The sequence below is a fragment of the Marivivens marinus genome (assembly GCF_035969385.1).
Taxonomy (GTDB): Bacteria; Pseudomonadota; Alphaproteobacteria; order Rhodobacterales; family Rhodobacteraceae; genus SELP01.
The window spans coordinates 86110-105246 of record NZ_JAYKKJ010000001.1 but is presented as its reverse complement, the minus strand read 5'-3'; the positions used below and the strand labels follow the sequence as shown (position 1 = coordinate 105246).

Below are 19137 nucleotides of genomic sequence, written 5' to 3'. Positions count from 1 at the left end.
GCGCGGTTTCGCCCCTGTCGCAGCAAGATTCTCGCGCGACATTAACGCTCAAGTCGCCGCCCCGTATTGAAATAAAGTTGCGCTGCGGTTGCGAAGGCGCTATTTCTGCAACAGCAAAATGAGGAGTCGATCATGCCGCGCGACGCACAGGATACCCAGATGACCCAGACACCGACCATCCCGAACCTTCTGGACCTGACCGGGGCCGTTCAGCCCGCACTGACGACGCTTCTGGACACCGCGATTTCGACCCTGCGCGCAGCGGTCACGGACGAGGCGGGCAAGGTCTCCGGCGCGGCTCTTGAAACGCTTCAGGCTGAGGCGCATGGCCTGTCGTGGATCGCCACCTATGTTGAAAGCCTGCGGCAGATGCACGGCTGGGCCGATCGGTTGCAGGCCGAGGGCAAGCTGGGCGAGATCGAACAGCTTATCCTTCAGATCGCTTTCGGGGAATACTTGAGCCAGCTGCGCGGCGGCATCCCGATGAGCCAGGGCGAGATCTGCCGCCTGTCCGACCTTGGGCTGGACGTAGGCATCCTTGCCACCGCCGAGATTGACGCGCTGTGCGCCGGGGGGAACACCCCCGCCGCCCGCGCCCGCCTTGTCGAGATGATGGAACAGCAAAGCGGCGCAACCATGTTCGGCGCCTCTGGCCTTGAGGAAGAGCTGGAGATGATCCGCGACCAGTTCCGCCGCTATGCCGTGGAAAATGTCGAGCCCTTCGCCCATGACTGGCACCTGAAAGACGAATTGATCCCGATGCAGGTGATCGAGGAACTGGCCGAAATGGGCGTCTTCGGCCTGACCATCCCCGAAGAATACGGCGGCTTTGGCCTGTCCAAGGCATCGATGTGCGTGGTGTCTGAAGAGCTGTCGCGCGGATATATCGGGGTCGGGTCGCTGGGCACCCGGTCCGAGATCGCCGCCGAACTGATCCTTGCGGGCGGCACGGAAGAGCAGAAGCAGAAATGGCTGCCGGCGCTGGCGAGCGGGGAAAAGCTTCCAACTGCGGTCTTTACGGAACCGAACACCGGGTCCGATCTTGGATCGCTGCGGACCCGCGCGGTGAAGGATGACAGTGGCGACTACCGGATCACCGGCAACAAGACCTGGATCACCCACGCCGCGCGCACCCATGTGATGACCCTTTTGGCGCGGACCGATCCGGACACATCCGATTATCGCGGCTTGTCCATGTTCCTTGCCGAGAAGACCCCCGGCGATGATACAACCCCCTTCCCGACCGAGGGCATGACCGGCGGCGAGATCGAGGTGCTGGGCTATCGCGGCATGAAGGAATACGAACTGGGCTTCGACAACTTCCATGTGAAGGGTGAAAACCTTCTGGGCGGAGAAGAGGGCAAAGGGTTCAAGCAGTTGATGCAGACCTTTGAATCGGCCCGCATCCAGACCGCCGCCCGCGCCATTGGCGTCGCCCAATCGGCGCTGGACGTGGCGATGCAATACGCGATCGACCGCAAGCAATTCGGCAAATCCCTGATCAATTTCCCGCGCGTCGCCAACAAGCTGGCAATGATGGCCGTGGAAATCATGATCGCCCGCCAGCTGACCTATTTCAGCGCCCGCGAGAAAGACGCCGACCGCCGCTGTGATCTTGAGGCGGGGATGGCCAAGCTGTTGGGCGCGCGCGTCGCATGGGCCGCCGCCGACAACGGGCTGCAGATCCACGGCGGCAACGGCTTTGCCCTTGAATACAAGATCAGCCGCATCCTCTGCGACGCCCGCATCCTGAACATCTTTGAAGGCGCGGCAGAAATTCAGGCACAGGTGATCGCCCGGCGGCTTCTGGGATAAGGCTTAGCGCAGCGGCAACAGAAGGCAGGGCATGTCTTCAAGATCGGGCAGGTGGCTGATGCGGTAGGTTTCGCAATCGGCCAGCGCCGCCGCCCCGGCCGCGCTTTGGCTTTCATAACCCCAGTTCAGGGAATAGGCCCCGTCATGGCTGAACGCCATGGCAATGTAGGGCGGCCGCTTGCCGGGGTTGAAGAAGAGGTCGGCCACCTCGGTCGTCAACACGATCTCGCCCGGGCCGATCCCCTGATAGCCGACGGGGTGTAGCTCGGCGTAGATCAGGCAGCTGTCATTGGCATTCAGGCATTCGGCCAGTGCTATGGCGCGGGCGGCTTCGGCGGAATTGACCCCGATCGAATAACCATAACCGCCGCTCTTTGAGATCGCGAAAGCGCCGAAATAGGGGGCAGAGGCAAAGATTTCCTGAAAGTCGGCCCATGTGCTGTCGGGCACCGGAAGCTGGGACCGCGCGATCAATTCGGTTTCCGGGCCAAAGTACAGAACCCGAGAGACGGATCCCCGAAAATCCACGGACTGCAACAGGCGCTGGGTTTCGGTTTCGGGCAAGGACCCGGTTCCGACACCATGTATCCCTGCGACAAGTCCAAGTGCGAGTGTCAGGTTCATCTGTATCCCCTTTTCCGGCTGCTTCCCTGCGGGAAGTCTGCCCCGAAATCAGGCTCGGGCCAATGGTTTTGTCCCGTCGCGCGGCACCCCAAGGCGCGGATGGATGCGCCCGGCCAACCCCGCCGCGACCGCCATGCCAAGGGCTGTCGCCCCGAACACCCCGGACAGCGGCAGCACCAGAAGAACCGCCCAGGCAATCGCCGGGGTCAGAATACCCGACACGTCCCGGTAGCTGGCATAGACCGCCGCCATTTCCGTCCGCTCGGACGGTTTCACCGCCATCAGGAAGGGCAGGCTTCCGCAGACGTCCAGCATGACCAGAAGGACCGAGGCCGTCAGCAATGCGCCAAAGGCGATCCATGGCCAACCGGCGGCAAGCGCCCCGACCAGGAACAGCGCCCCGGCCCCGATAAAACTGCCCTGCACCGACCGCCGCACCCCCAGCCGCCGCACCAGACGCAGGAATGCCCCCGAGATGAACAAGAGCCCGTTGGCCAGTGACAGGGCCACAGCCCCCGCCTGATCGCCAAGGCCGTTTTCGATACAGAAGATCGGTAGGTAAACGATGAACACCCACCACCCACAGGACCGGATCACCGCGAATAGCCAGCCCGCCACCAGCCGGGGTTGCTTCACGAAGCGGCCAAGATAGGCGACCGGGTTCGGCGCGGGCGCGCGGGCGCGGGTGATCTGTTTGCCATCCCCGAGCCGCAGCGCCCAGAAGGCCGCCAGTAACGCAATCCCGAACCCGGCGGCGGCCAGAAACGGCAGCGGCGCCCAAAGATTCATCAGCCAGACACCAAGCACCGGCCCGGCGGACCAGGGCACCGCGCTATAGACCAGTCGCAGGCTTTCGTTCTGCCCTAGATCGACGCGGGCGATATAGTCCAGCACATAAGCGCTTAGGCAGATTTGAAAGGTTACGGTGCCAAGGGTGGTCGAAATCAGTGCCGCGGTGATCCCTGTCGTGTTCCCCGTCAGGCCCAGCACCGCGCCCAGAAGGTAAAGACCTACCGCTGCCGTGGTCATCCATCGGCGCGGGATGAGCCGCGCCAGCGCCGGAACCAGCCCGCCCCAAAGAAGCGATAGAAACCCGGCCGACAGGTAAATCAGGCTGACCGCCTCGGCATTTCCCCATGCCCGGTAGATAACCAGCGGCCAGACCGACAAGAGCATCCCCCTGATCCCCGCCTCCAGCGCAGCCAGAAGCGCGAAGTGGCGGATCTTGGGAACCGGGGCATGGGTGACATAAACGGGCGCGCGGGGGGAAAGCATTGACCAACCACTTCAAATCTTTCGCCCACCTTCGGCCCGGCGATATCCCGGCGTCTGAGACTTTTGCGACCGGATCGGGTCGCTGCTGGGCTTTGCCCCCAAAGCATGGCAGGCTGCGGTCATGAGACCCGGACCCCTGCCTCTTGTGTTGCTGCCCTTCCTTCTGGCGGCCTGCGACCCGGATGAAAGCCTGACGGCCTACGGCGCGGCAGACACCGTCTGGCAGCTTGAAACGCTGGACGGGGCCCCGCTTGGCGCAGCCGCAACGGTGGAATTTCCCGAACCGGGCCAGATCGCGGGGCAAGCCCCCTGCAACCGGTTCTTCGGCGAACAGCGCGCGCCCTACCCTTGGTTCGAGGTTGGGCCCCTTGCCGCGACCCGAATGGCCTGCCCCGATCTGGACAAGGAACAAAACTTCCTGTCGGCTCTGGCCGCGATGACCGAGGTGGAGGTCGCGGGCGACATCCTGATCCTGCGGGGGGACGACGGGCGGGAAATGCTTTTTCGCGCTGCCCCCTAAGCGCGGGCGATCAGATCAAGCAGGCGGCCCCGCGCGGCAGGCATCGGCCGGTCGCCCAGCCCATGCAGAACCCGGTTTTCAAGGAAATACCCGGTGGTGCCCAGCGCCCGCACGATCTCGGGGCCTGTCGCGTCGCCTTCGCCCTTCATCACCGGCGGCAGGGGCAGCATCCGGTCGGCCCATTCGCCCGCGCCCTGCGCGCTGACCGCGCGGCCCGATTTGGGCGAGACATAGCACAGGTCCTCGTTCATCCCCGTCGCGGCGCAGGCGGACAGGTCCAGCCCAAAGCCCAACTCCTCCAGCAGGTCCATTTCCCAGCGCAGATAGGCCAGCGGCCAAAGGTCGGGCTGGCCCAGCAGGTCCAGTATCCGCACCGTCCGGTCATAAAGAGCCGGATGCGGTTCCCGTTCAGGCAGGGTCAGGGACAAAAGGGCGCAAACCGTCGTCAGGCCGGCCAGCGCCAGACGATCGTTCATCACCAGCGCAGACCGGCTGCGGATCGGCTCGACCGTGAATGCGCCCAGATGATCCTCCAGACGGGCCTTCCACGTCACGTCGATCTGCGATCCCGGCTGCAGGACCGGGGTCATCTTGCGGCTGACCCCGCCCCGCACCACGCCTGCATGTCGGCCATGGGCAGGCGTCAGCACCTCGACAATCACCGAGGTTTCGCCATGCCCGCGGGCGGCGATCAGGACAGCTTCATCACGCCATTCGATCATTGGGGTATCAGGCCCCGGCGGGGCTGGATTGGCAAGGGGCTACTCCAGCCCCGGTTCGTCCAGCAGGTGCCGCCCTGCGCGGTCTTCCACCTCGATCAGCCAGAGGTCGGGGTCGAATTCCCGTTGCCGCGCGGCGGAGGCATCGACGTCTGCCTCGTCCCCTTCGGTCAGGATGACCCATTTCCGGTCGCCGGTCATCAGGTCGAACGACCGCTGGAACAGGCATGCCTTGCCGTCCAGCGTGTTCAGCTTGACCAGAACCGCCCCGGCGGTGCCGTCGCCCCGTTTGACCACGAAGGCCGGGATGTCGGCCAGCCGGAGCCGTGTGAGATAGGCCGATACCCAGATATCGGCGGTCAGCCTCACGCGTTGCCGTCCTTGAAGTCCAGTCCCATCTCGGAGTAACGCTCGGCCTCTTCCAGCCAGTTCGGACGCACCTTGACCTGCAGGAACAGGTGGATCTTGCGGCCAAGGAACTCTTCCAGCTCCTTGCGGGCGGCAAGGCTGACCGCCTTGATGGTTTCACCCTTTTTGCCCAACACGATCCCCTTATGCCCGTCGCGGGCCACATAGACCACCTGATCGACCCGGGCCGATCCGTCCTTGCGCTCTTCCCAGTGCTCGGTCTCGACGGTCAGCTGGTAGGGCAGTTCCTGATGCAGCCGCAGGGTCAGCTTTTCACGGGTCATTTCGGCGGCGATCATCCGCAGCGGCAGGTCGGCGATCTGGTCTTCGGGATAGAGCCAGGGGCTTTCCGGCATCTGCCCGGCCAGCCACTCTTTCAGGTCCTCGCAGCCATAGCCCTTTTCAGCCGAGATCATGAAGCTTTTGGCAAATGGATAGGCGTCGTTCAGCTTTTGGGTCAGGGCCAGAAGTTCCTCGGCCTTGACCATGTCGATCTTATTGATGGCAAGCGCGACCTGCGCCCGCTTGCCGACCTTTTCGTTCAGCCCGTCAAGGATGGCCTGCACCCCCTCGGAAATGCCACGATGCGCTTCGACCAGAAGGACCACCACATCGGCGTCGGCCACCCCGCCCCATGCAGCGGCGACCATCGCGCGGTCCAGCCGCCGTTTCGGGCGGAACAGGCCGGGGGTGTCGACGAAAACGATCTGCGTGTCACCGTGCAGGGCAACGCCCCGGATGCGGGCGCGGGTCGTCTGGACCTTATGGGTGACGATGGACACCTTGGCCCCCACCATCCAGTTGGTCAGGGTGGATTTCCCGGCATTGGGTTCGCCGATCAGGGCGACGAAACCCGCGCGGGTCTGGGCGTTGGTCATTTCGATACCTTTTCAAGAAGCGCCTTCGCGGCGCTTTGTTCGGCCTGCCGTTTCGATCCGGCGCGGGCCTGTTCCGTGGCGCCCGATTGCAGGCGCACCTCTATGGTGAATACGGGGGAATGGTCGGGACCCTCGCGGGCGACCTCGATATAGCGGGGGGGCTGTTCGCCGCGCGCCTGCGCCCATTCCTGAAGTGCGGTCTTGGCGTCCTGGGCAACTTCTTCGACCCCGTCGATCCTGTCGCGCCACAGGGCCAGCACGACATCGCGGGCCGCGTCATAGCCCGCGTCCAGATAGACGGCGGCGATCACCGCCTCCATCGCGTCGCCCAAAAGGGCCATCTTGCGCCGTCCGCCACTTTTCGTCTCGGACCGGCCAAGTTTCAGGACGGCGCCAAGGTCGATCTGCTGGGCCACTTCGGCGCAGGCCTCCTTGCGCACAAGCGCGTTGAATCGGGGCGCGAGCACCCCTTCTGTCGCCCCTCTGTCGGCGGTGAACAGCGCCTCGGCCATGACCAGCCCCAGCACCCGGTCTCCAAGGAATTCCAGCCGCTGGTTGTTGTCCCGGTTGGGAGAGCTCATCGACGGATGGGTCAGCGCCCGCACAAGCAATTCGGGCCGGGAAAACCCGTGCCCAAGCCTGTCCGAAAACGCCTGCATCTCTGTCGAAAGCTTCATCTGATCCCTTTCAGGAACCGGTCTGGCCGCCAGTTCCAGAATTCAAGATACCCCTGCCCGGCGGTGGAAACCAGCACCCGCGCGGCCCGACCCCGGATCAGGTCCTCGGGCACAAAACCATAGCCCCCCGCGACCGGCGCGATCCGGCTGTCCGTTGCATTGTCGCGGTTGTCGCCAAGGAAGAACAGGTGGCCATCGGGGACAGTAAAGGTGCCGGTGTTATCCATCGCCGACGACCCAATGTTCAGGACCCCATGCTGCCGCCCATCGGGCAGGGTTTCGATCCACAGCCGTTTCTCGCAGATGGCCCCCGGCCCGACCGCGCCGTTGTAGCAGCGGGGCAAGACGCGGGCCGGACCCTGCGGTTCCATCACTTCGGTGAACAGGCCGGCGTCGGTCTGGACCAGCGGCGCATCGTTCAGATGGACAACACCGTCCACGATCTGCACCCGATCCCCCGGAAGCCCGATGAGCCGCGCGACGTAGTCCTGCCCGTTCGCGGGGTGGCGAAACACATAGACCGCGCCGCGTTCCGGTGCTGGTCGAAACAGCGACACAACCATGTAGTCCCCGACCAGCAAGGTCGGCTTCATGGACCCCGACGGGATGGTATAGGGCGCCCAGAAGGCCCGGCTTGCGACAACGACGACCAGACCGGCCGCGACAGCGAACCCGATCGCACGCAGCCCGGTCGGCTCATGCGGGTTGCGCCGACCGCCGGGCATCAGCAAAAGCGCAAGAATGAACAGGATATTCAGATAAGGCACCAGCGACAGAAGCCACAGCCAGCCGCTTTGCCCCAGATCGTTCAACCGCCGCAAGAGATGCCCGTAATTGGGGATCGTCAGAAAGGCGAGGCCAAGCCACCCCGCGATTTCCGCCGCCCGACTATTTTCCGCACCCCAAACCGCCATCCCGATGGCAGTGGCCGACACGGCAAGGATAGTCAGGAACGCCAGCCTGCCGCTGCGCCCCGTCCAGTCGTAACCGTCAGCGATAAGCCTGACCGGGTTGAAGGAATATCCGGTGCGGGCCATGGGCGCGGCCCTAGTTGATCGGCTTGAAGTAGCGGTCAGACCGCCAGGTCCAGAAGAACAGCATCGAATTCCCCGCCGACGAGAACATGATCCGGTCAGCGCGGCCAACGATGTCTTCGTAGTTCACGAAACCCACGCCGCCCTGTGCCCGAAGAACGCGACTGTCCGTGGAATTGTCGCGGTTATCGCCCATGAAGAAATACTGCCCTTCGGGCACAGTGAAGACACCGGTATTATCGGTGTCCTGGGTCCTAATATTCAGGATGGAATGGCTTACCCCGTTGGGCAGGGTTTCGATGAACCGCTCTTTCGAACAATCATCCCCCAGCGACAGGTTGCGTTCCATGCAGCGGGGACCGGACCGTTCCGGGCCCTGCGGTTCAAAGGTTTCGACGAACAACCCGACCGGTTCCAGACCCACGGGTTCGTCATTGATGATCAGCCGCCCGTCCGTGACCTGAATCCGGTCGCCCGGCAGGCCGATCAGCCGCTTTATGAAATCGCGGCCCGTGACAGGGTGCCGGAAGACGACAACATCGCCCCGCTCCGGCTCTCCCCCGAACAGGCGTTCATTGCTGCCCTTGAAGACCCCGCAGAAGTCCTCGGCGTCCACATCAAGTCCAAGGGCCGGGATCCGGATCGAGGGGCAAGACGCGTAGGAATAGCCGTAGGCCATCTTGTTGACAAAAAGGAAATCCCCGATCAGCAGCGTGTCTTTCATCGACCCCGACGGGATCCAGAACGGCTGGAACAGGAAGGTTCTGAACACGCCCGCGATCAACAGGGCGTAGACAACCGTTTTCACGGTTTCCTTGATGGTCTCGAACAGTCCGGACCCCTGCACTTCGTCAGACATGATGCATCCTTCGTTGAATTTCGCGCTACATGCGGGGCGGGCGTGCCGGAGTCAAGCTTTGCCCCCATTCTGGGCGGCAAGGGGTCGCGCCTCGATCACCACAAAGGCCTGCGCCCAGGGGTGATCGTCGGTCAGGGTGACGTGGATGATCGCCTCGTGCCCCGGTGGGGTCATGCTGTCCAGCCGTTCTTTGGCCCAGCCGGTCACATGCATCACGGGCTGGCCGCTGCGCAGGTTGGTCACCGCCATATCCTTCCATGAAATCCCCATGCGCAGGCCCGTGCCCAGCGCCTTGGAGCAGGCCTCTTTCGCGGCCCAACGCTTGGCGTAGGTTCCGGCAACATCCTTGCGGCGCTCGGCCTTGCGCTGTTCGACCTCGGTAAAGACACGGTTGCGAAACCGGTCGCCGAACCGATCCAGCGTCCCGGCAATCCGGTCGATGTTCGCAAGGTCAGTGCCGATGCCAAGGATCATGATCTACCCCTACCCGACGAAGACCTTGACCGATGCGGCGCCAAACAGCCCGGCAAAGGCGAATTCGAACCAGCGGCGCAGACGTTTGTATCCCCGCGCGATGGCCGGATTGGAAAACAGGATCGCGTAGCCCAGAAACACGGTGGCGGAGGTTGAAATCATGGCGGCATAGACCTCCCAGATCACAGCCGGGCTTGCCCCGACAGGAACGGCGATCGCAAAGACGGAACCCCAGGCAAAGATCGCCTTTGGATTGGTCAGATGAATAAGCGCGCCTTTGAGATAAAGCCGGTCTTTCCGGGCGGTCGCTTCAAGCGACTTGGGACGCATTGCGGAGCGCAGGGATCTGACCGCAAGGAACAAGAGATATGCAGCCCCGAAATAGCGCAGCACCTCGGCCACCCACGAATTTGCCATCATCACGGCGCTAAGCCCCAAGGCGGCTGCAATGCCCCAGATCGCCGATCCGGTCAGGACACCCGACGCGATCGCCAATCCGGCGCGACGGCCATGCGCCATGGAGGTTCCAGAAATTGCGAGCGTTGCGGGGCCGGGGCTACCAGCGGCGATGGCCCAGCCCACACACAAGAGCAAGAGTGCCGAAACTGTCATGTCCGTGCCTCCTCCATAAGGGCCCGCATCTCGCGGATTGCCGGGTCAAGACCCCGGAAGATCGCCTCGCCGATCAGGAAGTGACCGATGTTCAGTTCCATCACCTCTGGAAAGGCGGCGACGGGTTTGACGGTGTCATAGGTCAGCCCGTGGCCCGCGTGCACTTCCAGCCCCAGCGAATGGGCGAAAGCCGCCATGTCGCGCAGCGCCTCAAGCTCTGCGTCGCGGGCGGCGAAATCGCCCTCGGCATGGGCGTCGCAATAGGCACCGGTGTGCAATTCGATCACCTCTGCCCCGATCCGGTGCGCGGCTTCGATCTGCTTGCGGTCGGCGGCGATAAAGATCGACACGCGGCACCCGGCCTCGCGCAGGGGGGCGATGAAATGGGCAAGGCGGTTTTCCTCGCGCGCAACTTCCAGCCCGCCCTCGGTTGTCCGTTCCTCGCGCTTTTCCGGGACGATGCAGACCGCGTGGGGGCGGTGACGCAGGGCGATCTTCTGCATCTCCTCGGTCGCGGCCATTTCGAAATTCAGTGGAACCGTCAGCGCCGCCATCAGCGCGTCGATATCGGCGTCGGTGATATGGCGGCGATCCTCGCGCAGGTGGGCGGTGATTCCGTCCGCGCCGGCGGCCTCGGCGATCTGGGCGGCGCGCAGCGGGTCGGGATAGGCCCCGCCGCGTGCGTTCCGCACGGTCGCCACGTGGTCGATGTTCACGCCAAGACGGAGTTTTCCGGTCGCCGTCATCGGTCGCCCTCCCTATTTGATCAAGTTTGAGACTAGCCGGAACCGGGGCCGTCGTCAGCGGGATTCTCGGCACTTCGCGACAACTGGCCCAATTTGGCCCGAAGCGCCTTTTTCCTGCGGTTCTGATAAGCTCGGATCAGGGGCACCGACAGGTAATATGCGACGGACCCGGCCACGATGCCCGGAATGATGCCGCCGACCATGAAGGGAAAGAACACCTCGTCATAGAACAGGCGCAGCCCGTGCCAGTCGGCCCGTTCGGCTGTGAAGGCAGCCATGATGTTGTGCCACAGATCGCCCCAGGCCCCGGCGAATTTTTCCCCAAGCGAGGTTTCGATCGGCCCGTGCGGTCGCCGCCCAAGCAGCAGGTGCCCGGTTTGCAGCGACACCGCGGCAATCGGCACATAGGTCAGCGGGTTGCCAAAGAAAGTCGCCAGAAGCGCCGCAAGGATATTGCCCCGCATGATTTTTGCGACCGTGAAGGCAATGATGAAATGCAGCCCGAAGAAGGGCGTGAAGGTGGTGAACACCCCGGCCCATATCCCGCGCGCGATCTTTTCGGGCGTGTCGGGCAGCCGGCGGACCCGGTGCTTGACATATTCGAACGCCCGGACCCAGCCGCCGCGGGGATAGAGAAATTCGGCCGCGACCTTCCACAGTGGCCGCCTATCCCTGCGTTTGAAGACCAACGTCGTTCCTTCCTTGCGCCTCAGGCTCCGGTTTCGGGCCGCTGTGCGGCTATGCAGCGTGCCGGATCCCGCAGGCGACGGATGGACGAAACATTACTTTCCGCCTCAAGCGCCGTCATCACCCTGTGCAGGTGTTCCGCGTCACGCAGGTCTACATCAAGATAAAGCCGGTAGTAGTCCGGTTTGCGGTCGATGAAGACAAGGTCCGAGATATTGGCGCTTTGTTCCCCGATCAATGTGCAAATTCGCCCCAGCACCCCGGCATCGTTCGAGATGGTCAGATCGAGCGTCACATTGTTGTGTGCGGAGTGGGTGCCCTCCTGCCAATGCAGGTCCAGCCAGCGTTCCGGCTGGTCCTCGTATTCGGCAAGAGCCTGACAGTCGATGGCGTGCACGACCACGCCCTGCCCCCGGAAGGTGATCCCGATGATCCGCTCCCCCGGCACTGGCTGGCAACAGGGGGCGCGGCGAAACGACTGCCCGTGGGCAAGACCCACGACGGCGCGGGCAGCTTCGACCTCGTCCCCGTCCTTTTCGGCAAGATCGGGGTAGATGGCCCGCACCACCTCGCGCGAGGTCAGCTCGGCCGAGCCGAGCCGGGCGAGGAGTTCCTTTTCGTTTTCCAGCGCCAGCGCCTTGGCGGCGGTTCTCAGGGCCTTTTCGGTCGACTTCTTGCCGATGTTTTCAAAGGCCACCCGCGCCAGTTCCGCCCCGAGCTTGACATAGCGTTCCCGGTCCTCTTCGCGCAGGGCGCGGCGGATGGCGGATTTCGCGCGTCCCGTCACGGCGATGTCGATCCATGTGGCCTGCGGCGTCTGTCCTTCGGCGGTGATCACATCGACCGACTGGCCGTTCTTCAGGCGGGTCCACAGCGGCACCCGCAGGCCGTCCACCTTGGCGCCCACACAGGCGTGGCCGATCCGGGTATGGATCGCATAGGCAAAGTCGATGGGCGTCGCCCCGCGCGGTAGCTTGATCACATCGCCCTTGGGCGTGAAACAGAACACTTGGTCCTGATACATCTCGAGCTTGACTGCCTCGAGAAACTCGTCGTGGTCGTGTTCATCGTCCAGCCGTTCGGTCAGCGAGGAAATCCAGTGGACCGGATCGACGGCGAAGCGGTTTTCGACCCGTTCCCCGTTCTTGTAGGACCAATGGGCCGCAACCCCGGTTTCCGCCACCTCGTGCATTTCACGGGTGCGGATCTGTACCTCGACCCGTTTACCGTCGCGGCCTGATACGGTGGTGTGGATCGACCGATAGCCGTTCGATTTGGGCTGGCTGATGTAGTCCTTGAACCGGCCCGGAACCGCGCGCCAGCGCTGGTGGACCGCGCCCAGAACCCGATAACAATCCGCCTCGGTCGCGGTGATGATGCGGAACCCGTAGATATCGGACAGGCGGGAAAACCCCTGATCCTTCTCCTGCATCTTGCGCCAGATCGAATAGGGGCGTTTGGCCCGGCCCGAAACCTCGGCCGTGATATTGGCGCGGTCCAGTTCGATGCGCATATCGGCGGTGATCTTTTCGATCACGTCGCCCGATTCCTTTTGCAGGGTCAGAAACCGCCGCATGATCGAGGTCCGCGCCTCTGCATTCAGAACCGAGAACGCAAGGTCCTCCAGCTCTTCGCGCATCCACTGCATCCCCATGCGGCCAGCAAGGGGGGCGAAGATTTCCATCGTCTCGCGGGCCTTCTGGGCCTGCTTGTCGGGGCGCATCGATTTGATCGTGCGCATGTTGTGCAACCGGTCGGCCAGCTTGACCAGCATCGCGCGAATGTCGCGGGACATGGCCATGAACAGCTTGCGGAAGTTTTCCGCCTGCTTGGTCTGGGTCGAGGACAGCTGCAGATTGGTCAGCTTGGTGACCCCATCCACCAGCTCGGCCACTTCGGCACCGAACTTTTCCGCGACCGTGGAATAGGACGCCTTGGTGTCTTCGATGGTGTCGTGCAGCAGCGCGGTGACGATGGTGGCATCGTCCATCTGCTGTTCGGCCAGAATACGGGCCACGGCGACGGGATGGGTGAAATAGGGTTCCCCCGAATGGCGGAACTGCCCATCATGCATCTGTTCGCCAAAGGCATAGGCCTCGGTCAGCAAACGCGCGTTTGTTCTGGGGTTATAGGCCCGGACAAGGGCGACAAGATCGCCGACGCTTGTGCTTTGCTCCATCGGCGCCACCGCCCTTGGACGGGCCGGACGCGATTAGCGCTGGCCCTGTGCTTCCATCAGCGCCCGAAGAAGCTTTTCTTCGGACATGTCGTCCTCGACCGGCTTGTCGGCCTCGGCCCCCATCAGAAGCGCCATCGCGTCTTCTTCCGGCTCGTCCACCTCGATCTGGGTCTGGAGCGATTCGATCATCCGCTCGCGCAGATCGTCGGCAAGTTGGGTTTCATCGGCGATTTCGCGCAGGGCAACGACCGGGTTCTTGTCGTTGTCGCGGGACACGGTCACCGGAGCACCGGACGAGATTTCACGGGCGCGGTGCGAGGCAAGCATCACCAGTTCGAACCGGTTCGGAACCTTGTCGACGCAATCTTCTACGGTAACGCGGGCCATCAGCGCTCTCCAATCTTCATTCGGGCAGGTCCTAGGAAGCCCCCCACATAAGGGCTGCATCCAGAAATGACAAGCAGATAGTACCGCAATCCCCAACGGTTGCGGGATCAATAGGGAACCACTTCGGCCCGCTGACCGGCGGGCAGCGCATCGCACAGGGCGCGTGCAGTTTGGCCCAGGGCGGGATGCACCCAATCGGGGGCCACATCACACAGCGGAACAAGGACAAAGGCCCGGTCCTGAATGCGCGGATGCGGCAGAACAAGGCCATCCGGCGCCCGTGTCTTCTGAAGATCAAGCGGCAGCGTCACCCAATGGGTCCAGGTCGCCAAGTCCGGGTATATCCGGTCACCGCAGGCCAAGAGGTCAAGGTCGAGCGTGCGTTCGCCCCACCGCTGTACACGCTCTCGTCCATGGTCGGCCTCGATCGCGTGCAGGCGGGCCAAGAGGTCGGGCGGTGCCAGTTCGTTCTGCACCTCGATCACCGCATTTGCATAGTCGGGGCCAGCGCCGACCGGGAAACAGGGGGTCCGATAGATCGGACTTTGGCATAGGACCGGGCCGATGGTTTCGGCCACCTGATCGATCGCCAGTTGCAGCCGGTCCGCCGGGTTACGACCAAGTGACGTAACGTTCCCGCCCAGAGCAATCAGCGGATTTTGGCCTTTTGTGCAGCCTTGCAAACCTTGCAGCAATGAAATGTTTCCCTAAATTGGCCGACAGCCTTGTCCACCCCTTTCACAAACCACACTCACGGACAACGGGCAGGGCAGATTTCTGAAGGACTGATTTATGTTTTATCGTGATGAGCGTATCGCTCTGTTTATAGACGGGTCGAACCTTTACGCCGCTGCAAAGGCTCTTGGGTTCGATATCGACTACAAACTCTTGCGTCAGGAGTTCATGCGCCGGGGCAAACTCCTCCGCGCGTTCTACTACACGGCGCTTTTGGAAAATGACGAGTATTCCCCGATTCGGCCGCTGGTCGATTGGCTGCACTACAACGGGTTCTCCATGGTGACCAAACCGGCCAAGGAATACACCGACAGCATGGGCCGCCGGAAGGTCAAGGGAAACATGGATATCGAACTGACAGTCGATGCTATGGAGATCGCGCCGCATGTCGATCACATCGTCCTGTTCTCTGGCGATGGCGATTTCCGCCCGCTGATTGAGGCCGTGCAACGCAAAGGTGTCCGGGTTTCCGTCGTATCGACCGTGCGCAGCCAACCGCCCATGATCGCCGACGAACTGCGCCGACAGGCGGATAATTTCATCGAACTTGACGAACTGCGCGATGTGGTCGGGCGGCCACCGCGCGAACCCCGCCCGGAGAACCAGGAAGCCTACGCCGAAAGCTGATGGCGCAGACCAAGTGACAAGAAAGGCCCGGTCCCTCGCGGATCGGGCCTTTTGCTTGGGCCTGTGGTCCGACAGCTAGCGCAGCGCCCGGTTGCTGACGGTCAGATCACGCAGGGTTTCGGCCCCGGTCAGCAGCGTCCAGATATGGAACATCGCGAGGGAGTCGCTGGGCCGGCCGTGTTCACTGGCATGTGTTTCCGAAAGCTTGATCACCTTCACACCGTCGATCATCGTTGTTGTCTTCATACTCTCACCCTTTTCACCTGTTGCACCCCCGTGTCCGACAACCTGCGCGGCGGGTCATTTCCAAACCGTTAATTGGCGACGGGACCTTTGCTGGCATTTCACTCAAACCCGACAGACTTGACCTTTGAGTGAGGGCTGCCACTGTATTCAGGCCAAAGGGGGGCTTGGGATGCGTGGGGACTGGGGCGAAAGCGCCATCAGACTGACCTGCCGGTTCATACGGGTGAGCGCCCGCTTTTATGCGGTCGGCGTTGTCGTGCCGGGGCTTGCAGCGCCACTTGCGGGGCTTTTGTCATGACCGTTCCGCTGCTTCTGATCCTGCAAGGGGTCGTCTTTGCCCTTTGGGCCGGTCTGGCGTTCAGAATTCTGTTTCACCTGCGGCGGCGGGCGATGGACCGGACCGGCGCCATGTTCCCCGGCCCCTTCAGCTTTGTCCGGGTCACCCGCGAATGGCTGGCAGACCCGGAAGAACGGGGATGGCACCTTGCCCTGCTAATTCTGACAATCCTGCTGATCAGCGTTTCGGCCCTGTTCACATTGACGCGCGCACCCGTGTTGCCTTGACCGCCTTGTCCTGCAATCAATCGGCCATGCTTTTGTCGATTGAATCCCTTGCAAAGTCCTTTGTTGGTGCGGAAGGCCCGGTGCCCGTGTTGCAGGGCGTCTCTTTTGACCTTGCGGCCGGGGAAACCGTGGCCCTGACAGGCGAGTCCGGCAGCGGGAAAAGCACGATCTTACATCTGGTTGGGGGATTGGACGCGCCCAGCGGCGGCTCTATCACGATTGAGGGCAAGGATATTTCCGGGCTGGGAGACGACGGGCGCGCGGCCTTGCGGCGCACGACAATCGGCATCGTCTTTCAGCAGTTCAACCTGATCCCCTCGATGACGGTCGCCGCCAATATCGGCTTTCAGGCGCGGCTGGCGGGCCGGATAGCGCCGGTTGCGCATCTTGCCGCCCGGATGGGGCTAGGTGCCCAGTTGGACAAGTACCCGGAGGACCTGTCTGGCGGGCAACAGCAACGGGTCGCCATTGCCCGCGCCCTTGCCGCCGATCCCCGCCTGATCCTTGCCGATGAACCAACAGGCAACCTTGACGAGGCGACCGCCGACAGCGTCATGGACCTCATGCTCGAGGCTATTTCCGACAGCGGCGCGGGCCTGTTGATGGTCACCCATTCCGACAAGCTGGCCGCCCGGCTGTCGCGCCGCCTCCACCTGTCGGGCGGGCGTATCGCATGATCTTCGCGGTCCTGTCCGCGATCCTGTCGCATTGGCGGCGCGCCCCGTTGCAGTTCATCTCCCTTCTTGCGGGGCTTGCCCTGGCGACCGCGCTTTGGTCCGGTGTTCAGGCTATCAACGGCGAGGCGCGGGCCAGCTATGACGCGGCCGCGCAGACCCTTCTGGAGGGGCAGTTGGATCGGCTGCTTCCCGCAGATGGCGGCGCGGTCACGCAGGCGGATCATCTTGCCCTGCGTATGGCGGGGTGGCGGGTCAGCCCGGTTGCCGAAGGGCGCCTGAACGGGGTGCGCGTTCTGGGCCTTGATCCCAATACCGTGCCGACGGGCGTCGGTCAGATCGACCTCGCGGACCGCGCGGATGCGGACGCGTTTCGAAACGGCGCCGGGCAGGTCTTCGGCCGACGTGATGCATTGGACCGGCTGGGACCAGTGCCGCCCGAACCGGTCGCGGTGGAGGACATTGCGCCAGGGACCGTCATTACCCAGATCGGCGTTGCCCAGCGGCTTCTGGACCGACCACCGGGACATATCGATTTTCTTCTGCTGGACCGGGACCAGCAGGACGGCCTGCCTCCTCTGGCCGAGATCGCGCCGGGGCTGTCACGCGTGGCGGCCGGTGGCGGAACCGACCTGTCACGGCTGACCGACAGCTTTCACCTGAACCTTACGGCCTTTGGCGCGCTGTCCTTCGTCGTGGGACTGTTCATCGTGCATGGGACCGTCGGGCTGGCCATTGAACAGCGCCGGCCGATCGTGCGGACTTTGCGGGCATTAGGGGTCCCTTTGCGCAGTCTGCTGACTGCCCTTGGGTGTGAACTGTTTGTCTTCGCCCTTGGTGGCGGGGCCCTTGGGCTTGTCCTTGGGCACCTGATTGCCGGGGCGCTTCTGCCAGATGTCGCATCCAGCTTGCGGGGGCTATATGGCGCGTCCATCAACGGAGAACTGACCCTACGCCCCGGCTGGATCGCTGCGGGTCTTGCCATGTCGATCGCGGGTGTGGGCGTGGCCGGTGCCGGCGCGCTGATCAGGATTGCACGGCTGCCGATCCTTGCGGCGGCGCGTCCGCGCGCCTGGGTGATGGGACACGGAAAGGGCCAGACGTTCCAGACGATCCTTGGCCTCCTCGCACTGACCGGGGCCGCCGTGCTGGCGCTGTGGGGCACGTCGCTTGTTGCCGGGTTCGCTCTGGTCGGGGCGGTTCTTCTCGGGGCGGCGGCGATCCTGCCCGCGATCCTGTCAACCGTGCTGCGGCTGGGTGAAAACAACGCCCGTAGCCCGGTGGCGCAATGGTTCTGGGCCGACAGCCGCCAGCAGCTGCCGGGCCTGTCACTGGCCCTGATGGCGCTGCTTCTGGCCATGGCCGCGAATGTCGGTGTGTCAACGATGGTCTCGTCGTTCCGCCTGACCTTCATCGGCTTTCTGGATCAGCGGCTCGCGGCAGAGCTTTACGTCGATACGAACGGGGTGCCGGGGTTGGAACACTGGTTGACCGACCGGGCGAACGCCGTCTTGCCCGTCCAATCGGTCGAGGTCGCGGTCCGCGGCCTGCCAACCGACCTTTATGGAACGCGCCCCGATTCGCTCTACCCCGACAACTGGCGCCTGTTGCAGGGGGACGCAAAGGCATGGGACACGATGTTCGAGGGGCGCGGCGTTCTGATCAACGAACAGCTGTCCCGGCGGGGCGAAATTGGCATTGGGGATGTGTTGCAGCTTGCAGGGCGCGACCTGCCCGTCGTCGGCATCTTCGGCGACTACGGCAACCCCATCGGTCAGGCAATGATCGCGGAACCCCTGTGGGCTGCCGCCTACCCGAACGAAGTGCCGCGCCGCTTTGCCGTTCGCACCGACCCTTCAACGGTGCCCGCGATGATCACCGATATTCAGGATAGGTTCGGGCTGTCCCCGGACGGCATCGTTGATCAAGCCGGGATCAAAGCAATATCGCTACAGGTCTTTGAACGGACCTTCGCAGTGACCGGCGCGCTAAACGTCCTGACCCTTGGCGTCGCGGGCTTTGCAATCCTGATGAGCCTTCTGACATTGGGCGCCATGCGGCTTCCGCAACTGGCACCGGTCTGGGCCATGGGCCTGACCCGCGCACGGCTTGGGCAGCTGGAACTGGTGCGGGCTGTTCTGCTTGCCGGGCTGACCGCCGTTCTGGCGATTCCGCTGGGGCTGGTTCTTGCCTGGGCGCTTCTGGCCATTGTCAATGTTGCGGCTTTCGGCTGGCGGCTGCCGATGTTCCTGTTCCCGGCGGACTATGCCCTACTTGGGGTCGAGGCGATCCTTGCGGCCGCGCTGGCGGCGGGGTGGCCCGCGATCCGCCTGTCGCGAATCCCGCCGGACCGATTGTTGCGCGTCTTCGCGGCGGAACGCTGATGCCGGGCCTGTG

At 63.5% G+C, this 19137-nt stretch carries 23 protein-coding genes; 7 read left to right on the top strand and 16 right to left on the bottom strand.

Going from position 1 to position 19137, the window contains the following annotated elements; genetic code table 11:
* The first annotated feature begins 132 nt into the window (after positions 1-132).
* Positions 133-1815: an acyl-CoA dehydrogenase family protein gene (locus U3648_RS00545; RefSeq protein WP_420857310.1), complete on the top strand. Its 1683-nt coding sequence runs from the start codon at positions 133-135 to the stop codon at positions 1813-1815.
* Positions 1816-1818: 3 nt separating this feature from the next.
* Here U3648_RS00545 and U3648_RS00540 read toward each other — a convergent pair whose 3' ends face one another.
* Positions 1819-2439 (bottom strand): hypothetical protein, encoded by a 621-nt coding sequence (locus U3648_RS00540; RefSeq protein ID WP_420857309.1) that lies wholly within the window; start codon positions 2437-2439, stop codon positions 1819-1821.
* A gap of 48 nt (positions 2440-2487) precedes the next feature.
* Positions 2488-3714 (bottom strand): MFS transporter, encoded by a 1227-nt coding sequence (locus tag U3648_RS00535; RefSeq protein WP_420857308.1) that lies wholly within the window; start codon positions 3712-3714, stop codon positions 2488-2490.
* 121 nt (positions 3715-3835) lie between these two features.
* Between U3648_RS00535 and U3648_RS00530 the strand changes: the two genes are divergently transcribed.
* A complete protein-coding gene (locus tag U3648_RS00530) occupies positions 3836-4234 on the top strand; it encodes an META domain-containing protein (RefSeq protein WP_420857307.1) in 399 nt (132 codons plus the stop codon).
* Here the strand turns inward: U3648_RS00530 and recO are convergent.
* From recO to folK, 13 genes are all read right to left on the bottom strand, one after another.
* A complete protein-coding gene (gene recO / locus U3648_RS00525; RefSeq protein ID WP_420857684.1) occupies positions 4231-4953 on the bottom strand; it encodes a DNA repair protein RecO in 723 nt (240 codons plus the stop codon). The two genes, U3648_RS00530 and recO, sit on opposite strands and share 4 nt — an antisense overlap.
* A 42-nt stretch (positions 4954-4995) precedes the next feature.
* Entirely contained in the window at positions 4996-5322 is a 327-nt protein-coding gene (locus tag U3648_RS00520; RefSeq protein WP_420857306.1) for a DUF1491 family protein, read from the bottom strand.
* Positions 5319-6239: a GTPase Era gene (era, locus tag U3648_RS00515; RefSeq protein ID WP_420857305.1), complete on the bottom strand. Its 921-nt coding sequence runs from the start codon at positions 6237-6239 to the stop codon at positions 5319-5321. Before era ends, U3648_RS00520 begins: the two co-directional genes overlap by 4 nt.
* Positions 6236-6916, bottom strand: a complete 681-nt coding sequence (gene rnc, locus U3648_RS00510; RefSeq protein WP_420857304.1) for a ribonuclease III — start codon at positions 6914-6916, stop codon at positions 6236-6238. The genes era and rnc overlap by 4 nt, the downstream gene beginning before the upstream one ends.
* Positions 6913-7953: a signal peptidase I gene (gene lepB / locus U3648_RS00505; RefSeq protein WP_420857303.1), complete on the bottom strand. Its 1041-nt coding sequence runs from the start codon at positions 7951-7953 to the stop codon at positions 6913-6915. Before lepB (U3648_RS00505) ends, rnc begins: the two co-directional genes overlap by 4 nt.
* 10 nt (positions 7954-7963) lie before the next feature.
* Positions 7964-8809: a signal peptidase I gene (gene lepB / locus U3648_RS00500; RefSeq protein WP_420857302.1), complete on the bottom strand. Its 846-nt coding sequence runs from the start codon at positions 8807-8809 to the stop codon at positions 7964-7966.
* Positions 8810-8860: 51 nt separating this feature from the next.
* Entirely contained in the window at positions 8861-9283 is a 423-nt protein-coding gene (gene acpS / locus U3648_RS00495; RefSeq protein WP_420857301.1) for a holo-ACP synthase, read from the bottom strand.
* Between the two features lie 9 nt (positions 9284-9292).
* A complete protein-coding gene (locus U3648_RS00490; RefSeq protein WP_420857300.1) occupies positions 9293-9895 on the bottom strand; it encodes a LysE family translocator in 603 nt (200 codons plus the stop codon).
* On the bottom strand, positions 9892-10641 hold the full coding sequence (locus U3648_RS00485) for a pyridoxine 5'-phosphate synthase (protein ID WP_420857299.1): 750 nt from the start codon (positions 10639-10641) through the stop codon (positions 9892-9894). Before U3648_RS00485 ends, U3648_RS00490 begins: the two co-directional genes overlap by 4 nt.
* Before the next feature lie 32 nt (positions 10642-10673).
* The gene (locus U3648_RS00480) at positions 10674-11330 is read right to left on the bottom strand and encodes a DUF2062 domain-containing protein (RefSeq protein WP_420857298.1); all 657 of its coding nucleotides are present in this window, start codon (positions 11328-11330) and stop codon (positions 10674-10676) included.
* A 20-nt stretch (positions 11331-11350) separates the two neighbouring features.
* Positions 11351-13507, bottom strand: coding sequence for a RelA/SpoT family protein (locus U3648_RS00475; protein WP_420857297.1), 2157 nt, complete (start codon positions 13505-13507; stop codon positions 11351-11353).
* A 33-nt stretch (positions 13508-13540) separates the two neighbouring features.
* Positions 13541-13894: a DNA-directed RNA polymerase subunit omega gene (rpoZ, locus tag U3648_RS00470; RefSeq protein ID WP_420857296.1), complete on the bottom strand. Its 354-nt coding sequence runs from the start codon at positions 13892-13894 to the stop codon at positions 13541-13543.
* Between the two features lie 107 nt (positions 13895-14001).
* Positions 14002-14589, bottom strand: a complete 588-nt coding sequence (gene folK, locus U3648_RS00465; protein ID WP_420857295.1) for a 2-amino-4-hydroxy-6-hydroxymethyldihydropteridine diphosphokinase — start codon at positions 14587-14589, stop codon at positions 14002-14004.
* A 97-nt stretch (positions 14590-14686) separates the two neighbouring features.
* On the opposite strand from folK, the gene U3648_RS00460 reads away from it, so the two are divergent.
* Entirely contained in the window at positions 14687-15256 is a 570-nt protein-coding gene (locus U3648_RS00460) for a LabA-like NYN domain-containing protein (RefSeq protein ID WP_420857294.1), read from the top strand.
* Between the two features lie 75 nt (positions 15257-15331).
* On the opposite strand, the gene U3648_RS00455 is transcribed toward U3648_RS00460, so the two are convergent.
* Positions 15332-15502 (bottom strand): hypothetical protein, encoded by a 171-nt coding sequence (locus U3648_RS00455; RefSeq protein ID WP_420857293.1) that lies wholly within the window; start codon positions 15500-15502, stop codon positions 15332-15334.
* A 169-nt stretch (positions 15503-15671) separates the two neighbouring features.
* Here U3648_RS00455 and U3648_RS00450 point away from each other — a divergent pair, with 169 nt between their 5' ends.
* The 4 genes from U3648_RS00450 to U3648_RS00435 are packed head-to-tail and all read left to right on the top strand — an operon-like array spanning position 15672 to position 19124.
* Complete coding sequence (locus U3648_RS00450) at positions 15672-15800, top strand: hypothetical protein (protein ID WP_420857292.1); 129 nt, start codon at positions 15672-15674, stop codon at positions 15798-15800.
* Positions 15797-16066, top strand: coding sequence for a hypothetical protein (locus U3648_RS00445; RefSeq protein ID WP_420857291.1), 270 nt, complete (start codon positions 15797-15799; stop codon positions 16064-16066). The genes U3648_RS00450 and U3648_RS00445 overlap by 4 nt, the downstream gene beginning before the upstream one ends.
* Positions 16067-16092: 26 nt before the next feature.
* A complete protein-coding gene (locus U3648_RS00440; protein ID WP_420857290.1) occupies positions 16093-16743 on the top strand; it encodes an ABC transporter ATP-binding protein in 651 nt (216 codons plus the stop codon).
* Positions 16740-19124: an ABC transporter permease gene (locus U3648_RS00435; protein ID WP_420857289.1), complete on the top strand. Its 2385-nt coding sequence runs from the start codon at positions 16740-16742 to the stop codon at positions 19122-19124. Before U3648_RS00440 ends, U3648_RS00435 begins: the two co-directional genes overlap by 4 nt.
* Positions 19125-19137: the final 13 nt, after the last annotated feature.

What these genes read in the sequence shown, in the direction of transcription:
- U3648_RS00545 (WP_420857310.1), top strand. Translation starts at nt 133, where the DNA reads ATGCCGCGCGACGCACAGGATACCCAGATGACCCAGACACCGACCATC.
- U3648_RS00540 (WP_420857309.1), bottom strand. Translation starts at nt 2,439, where the DNA reads ATGAACCTGACACTCGCACTTGGACTTGTCGCAGGGATACATGGTGTC.
- U3648_RS00535 (WP_420857308.1), bottom strand. Translation starts at nt 3,714, where the DNA reads ATGCTTTCCCCCCGCGCGCCCGTTTATGTCACCCATGCCCCGGTTCCC.
- U3648_RS00530 (WP_420857307.1), top strand. Translation starts at nt 3,836, where the DNA reads ATGAGACCCGGACCCCTGCCTCTTGTGTTGCTGCCCTTCCTTCTGGCG.
- era (WP_420857305.1), bottom strand. Translation starts at nt 6,239, where the DNA reads ATGACCAACGCCCAGACCCGCGCGGGTTTCGTCGCCCTGATCGGCGAA.
- rnc (WP_420857304.1), bottom strand. Translation starts at nt 6,916, where the DNA reads ATGAAGCTTTCGACAGAGATGCAGGCGTTTTCGGACAGGCTTGGGCAC.
- lepB (WP_420857303.1), bottom strand. Translation starts at nt 7,953, where the DNA reads ATGGCCCGCACCGGATATTCCTTCAACCCGGTCAGGCTTATCGCTGAC.
- lepB (WP_420857302.1), bottom strand. Translation starts at nt 8,809, where the DNA reads ATGTCTGACGAAGTGCAGGGGTCCGGACTGTTCGAGACCATCAAGGAA.
- acpS (WP_420857301.1), bottom strand. Translation starts at nt 9,283, where the DNA reads ATGATCCTTGGCATCGGCACTGACCTTGCGAACATCGACCGGATTGCC.
- U3648_RS00490 (WP_420857300.1), bottom strand. Translation starts at nt 9,895, where the DNA reads ATGACAGTTTCGGCACTCTTGCTCTTGTGTGTGGGCTGGGCCATCGCC.
- U3648_RS00485 (WP_420857299.1), bottom strand. Translation starts at nt 10,641, where the DNA reads ATGACGGCGACCGGAAAACTCCGTCTTGGCGTGAACATCGACCACGTG.
- U3648_RS00475 (WP_420857297.1), bottom strand. Translation starts at nt 13,507, where the DNA reads ATGGAGCAAAGCACAAGCGTCGGCGATCTTGTCGCCCTTGTCCGGGCC.
- rpoZ (WP_420857296.1), bottom strand. Translation starts at nt 13,894, where the DNA reads ATGGCCCGCGTTACCGTAGAAGATTGCGTCGACAAGGTTCCGAACCGG.
- U3648_RS00460 (WP_420857294.1), top strand. Translation starts at nt 14,687, where the DNA reads ATGTTTTATCGTGATGAGCGTATCGCTCTGTTTATAGACGGGTCGAAC.
- U3648_RS00455 (WP_420857293.1), bottom strand. Translation starts at nt 15,502, where the DNA reads ATGAAGACAACAACGATGATCGACGGTGTGAAGGTGATCAAGCTTTCG.
- U3648_RS00450 (WP_420857292.1), top strand. Translation starts at nt 15,672, where the DNA reads ATGCGTGGGGACTGGGGCGAAAGCGCCATCAGACTGACCTGCCGGTTC.
- U3648_RS00445 (WP_420857291.1), top strand. Translation starts at nt 15,797, where the DNA reads ATGACCGTTCCGCTGCTTCTGATCCTGCAAGGGGTCGTCTTTGCCCTT.
- U3648_RS00440 (WP_420857290.1), top strand. Translation starts at nt 16,093, where the DNA reads ATGCTTTTGTCGATTGAATCCCTTGCAAAGTCCTTTGTTGGTGCGGAA.
- U3648_RS00435 (WP_420857289.1), top strand. Translation starts at nt 16,740, where the DNA reads ATGATCTTCGCGGTCCTGTCCGCGATCCTGTCGCATTGGCGGCGCGCC.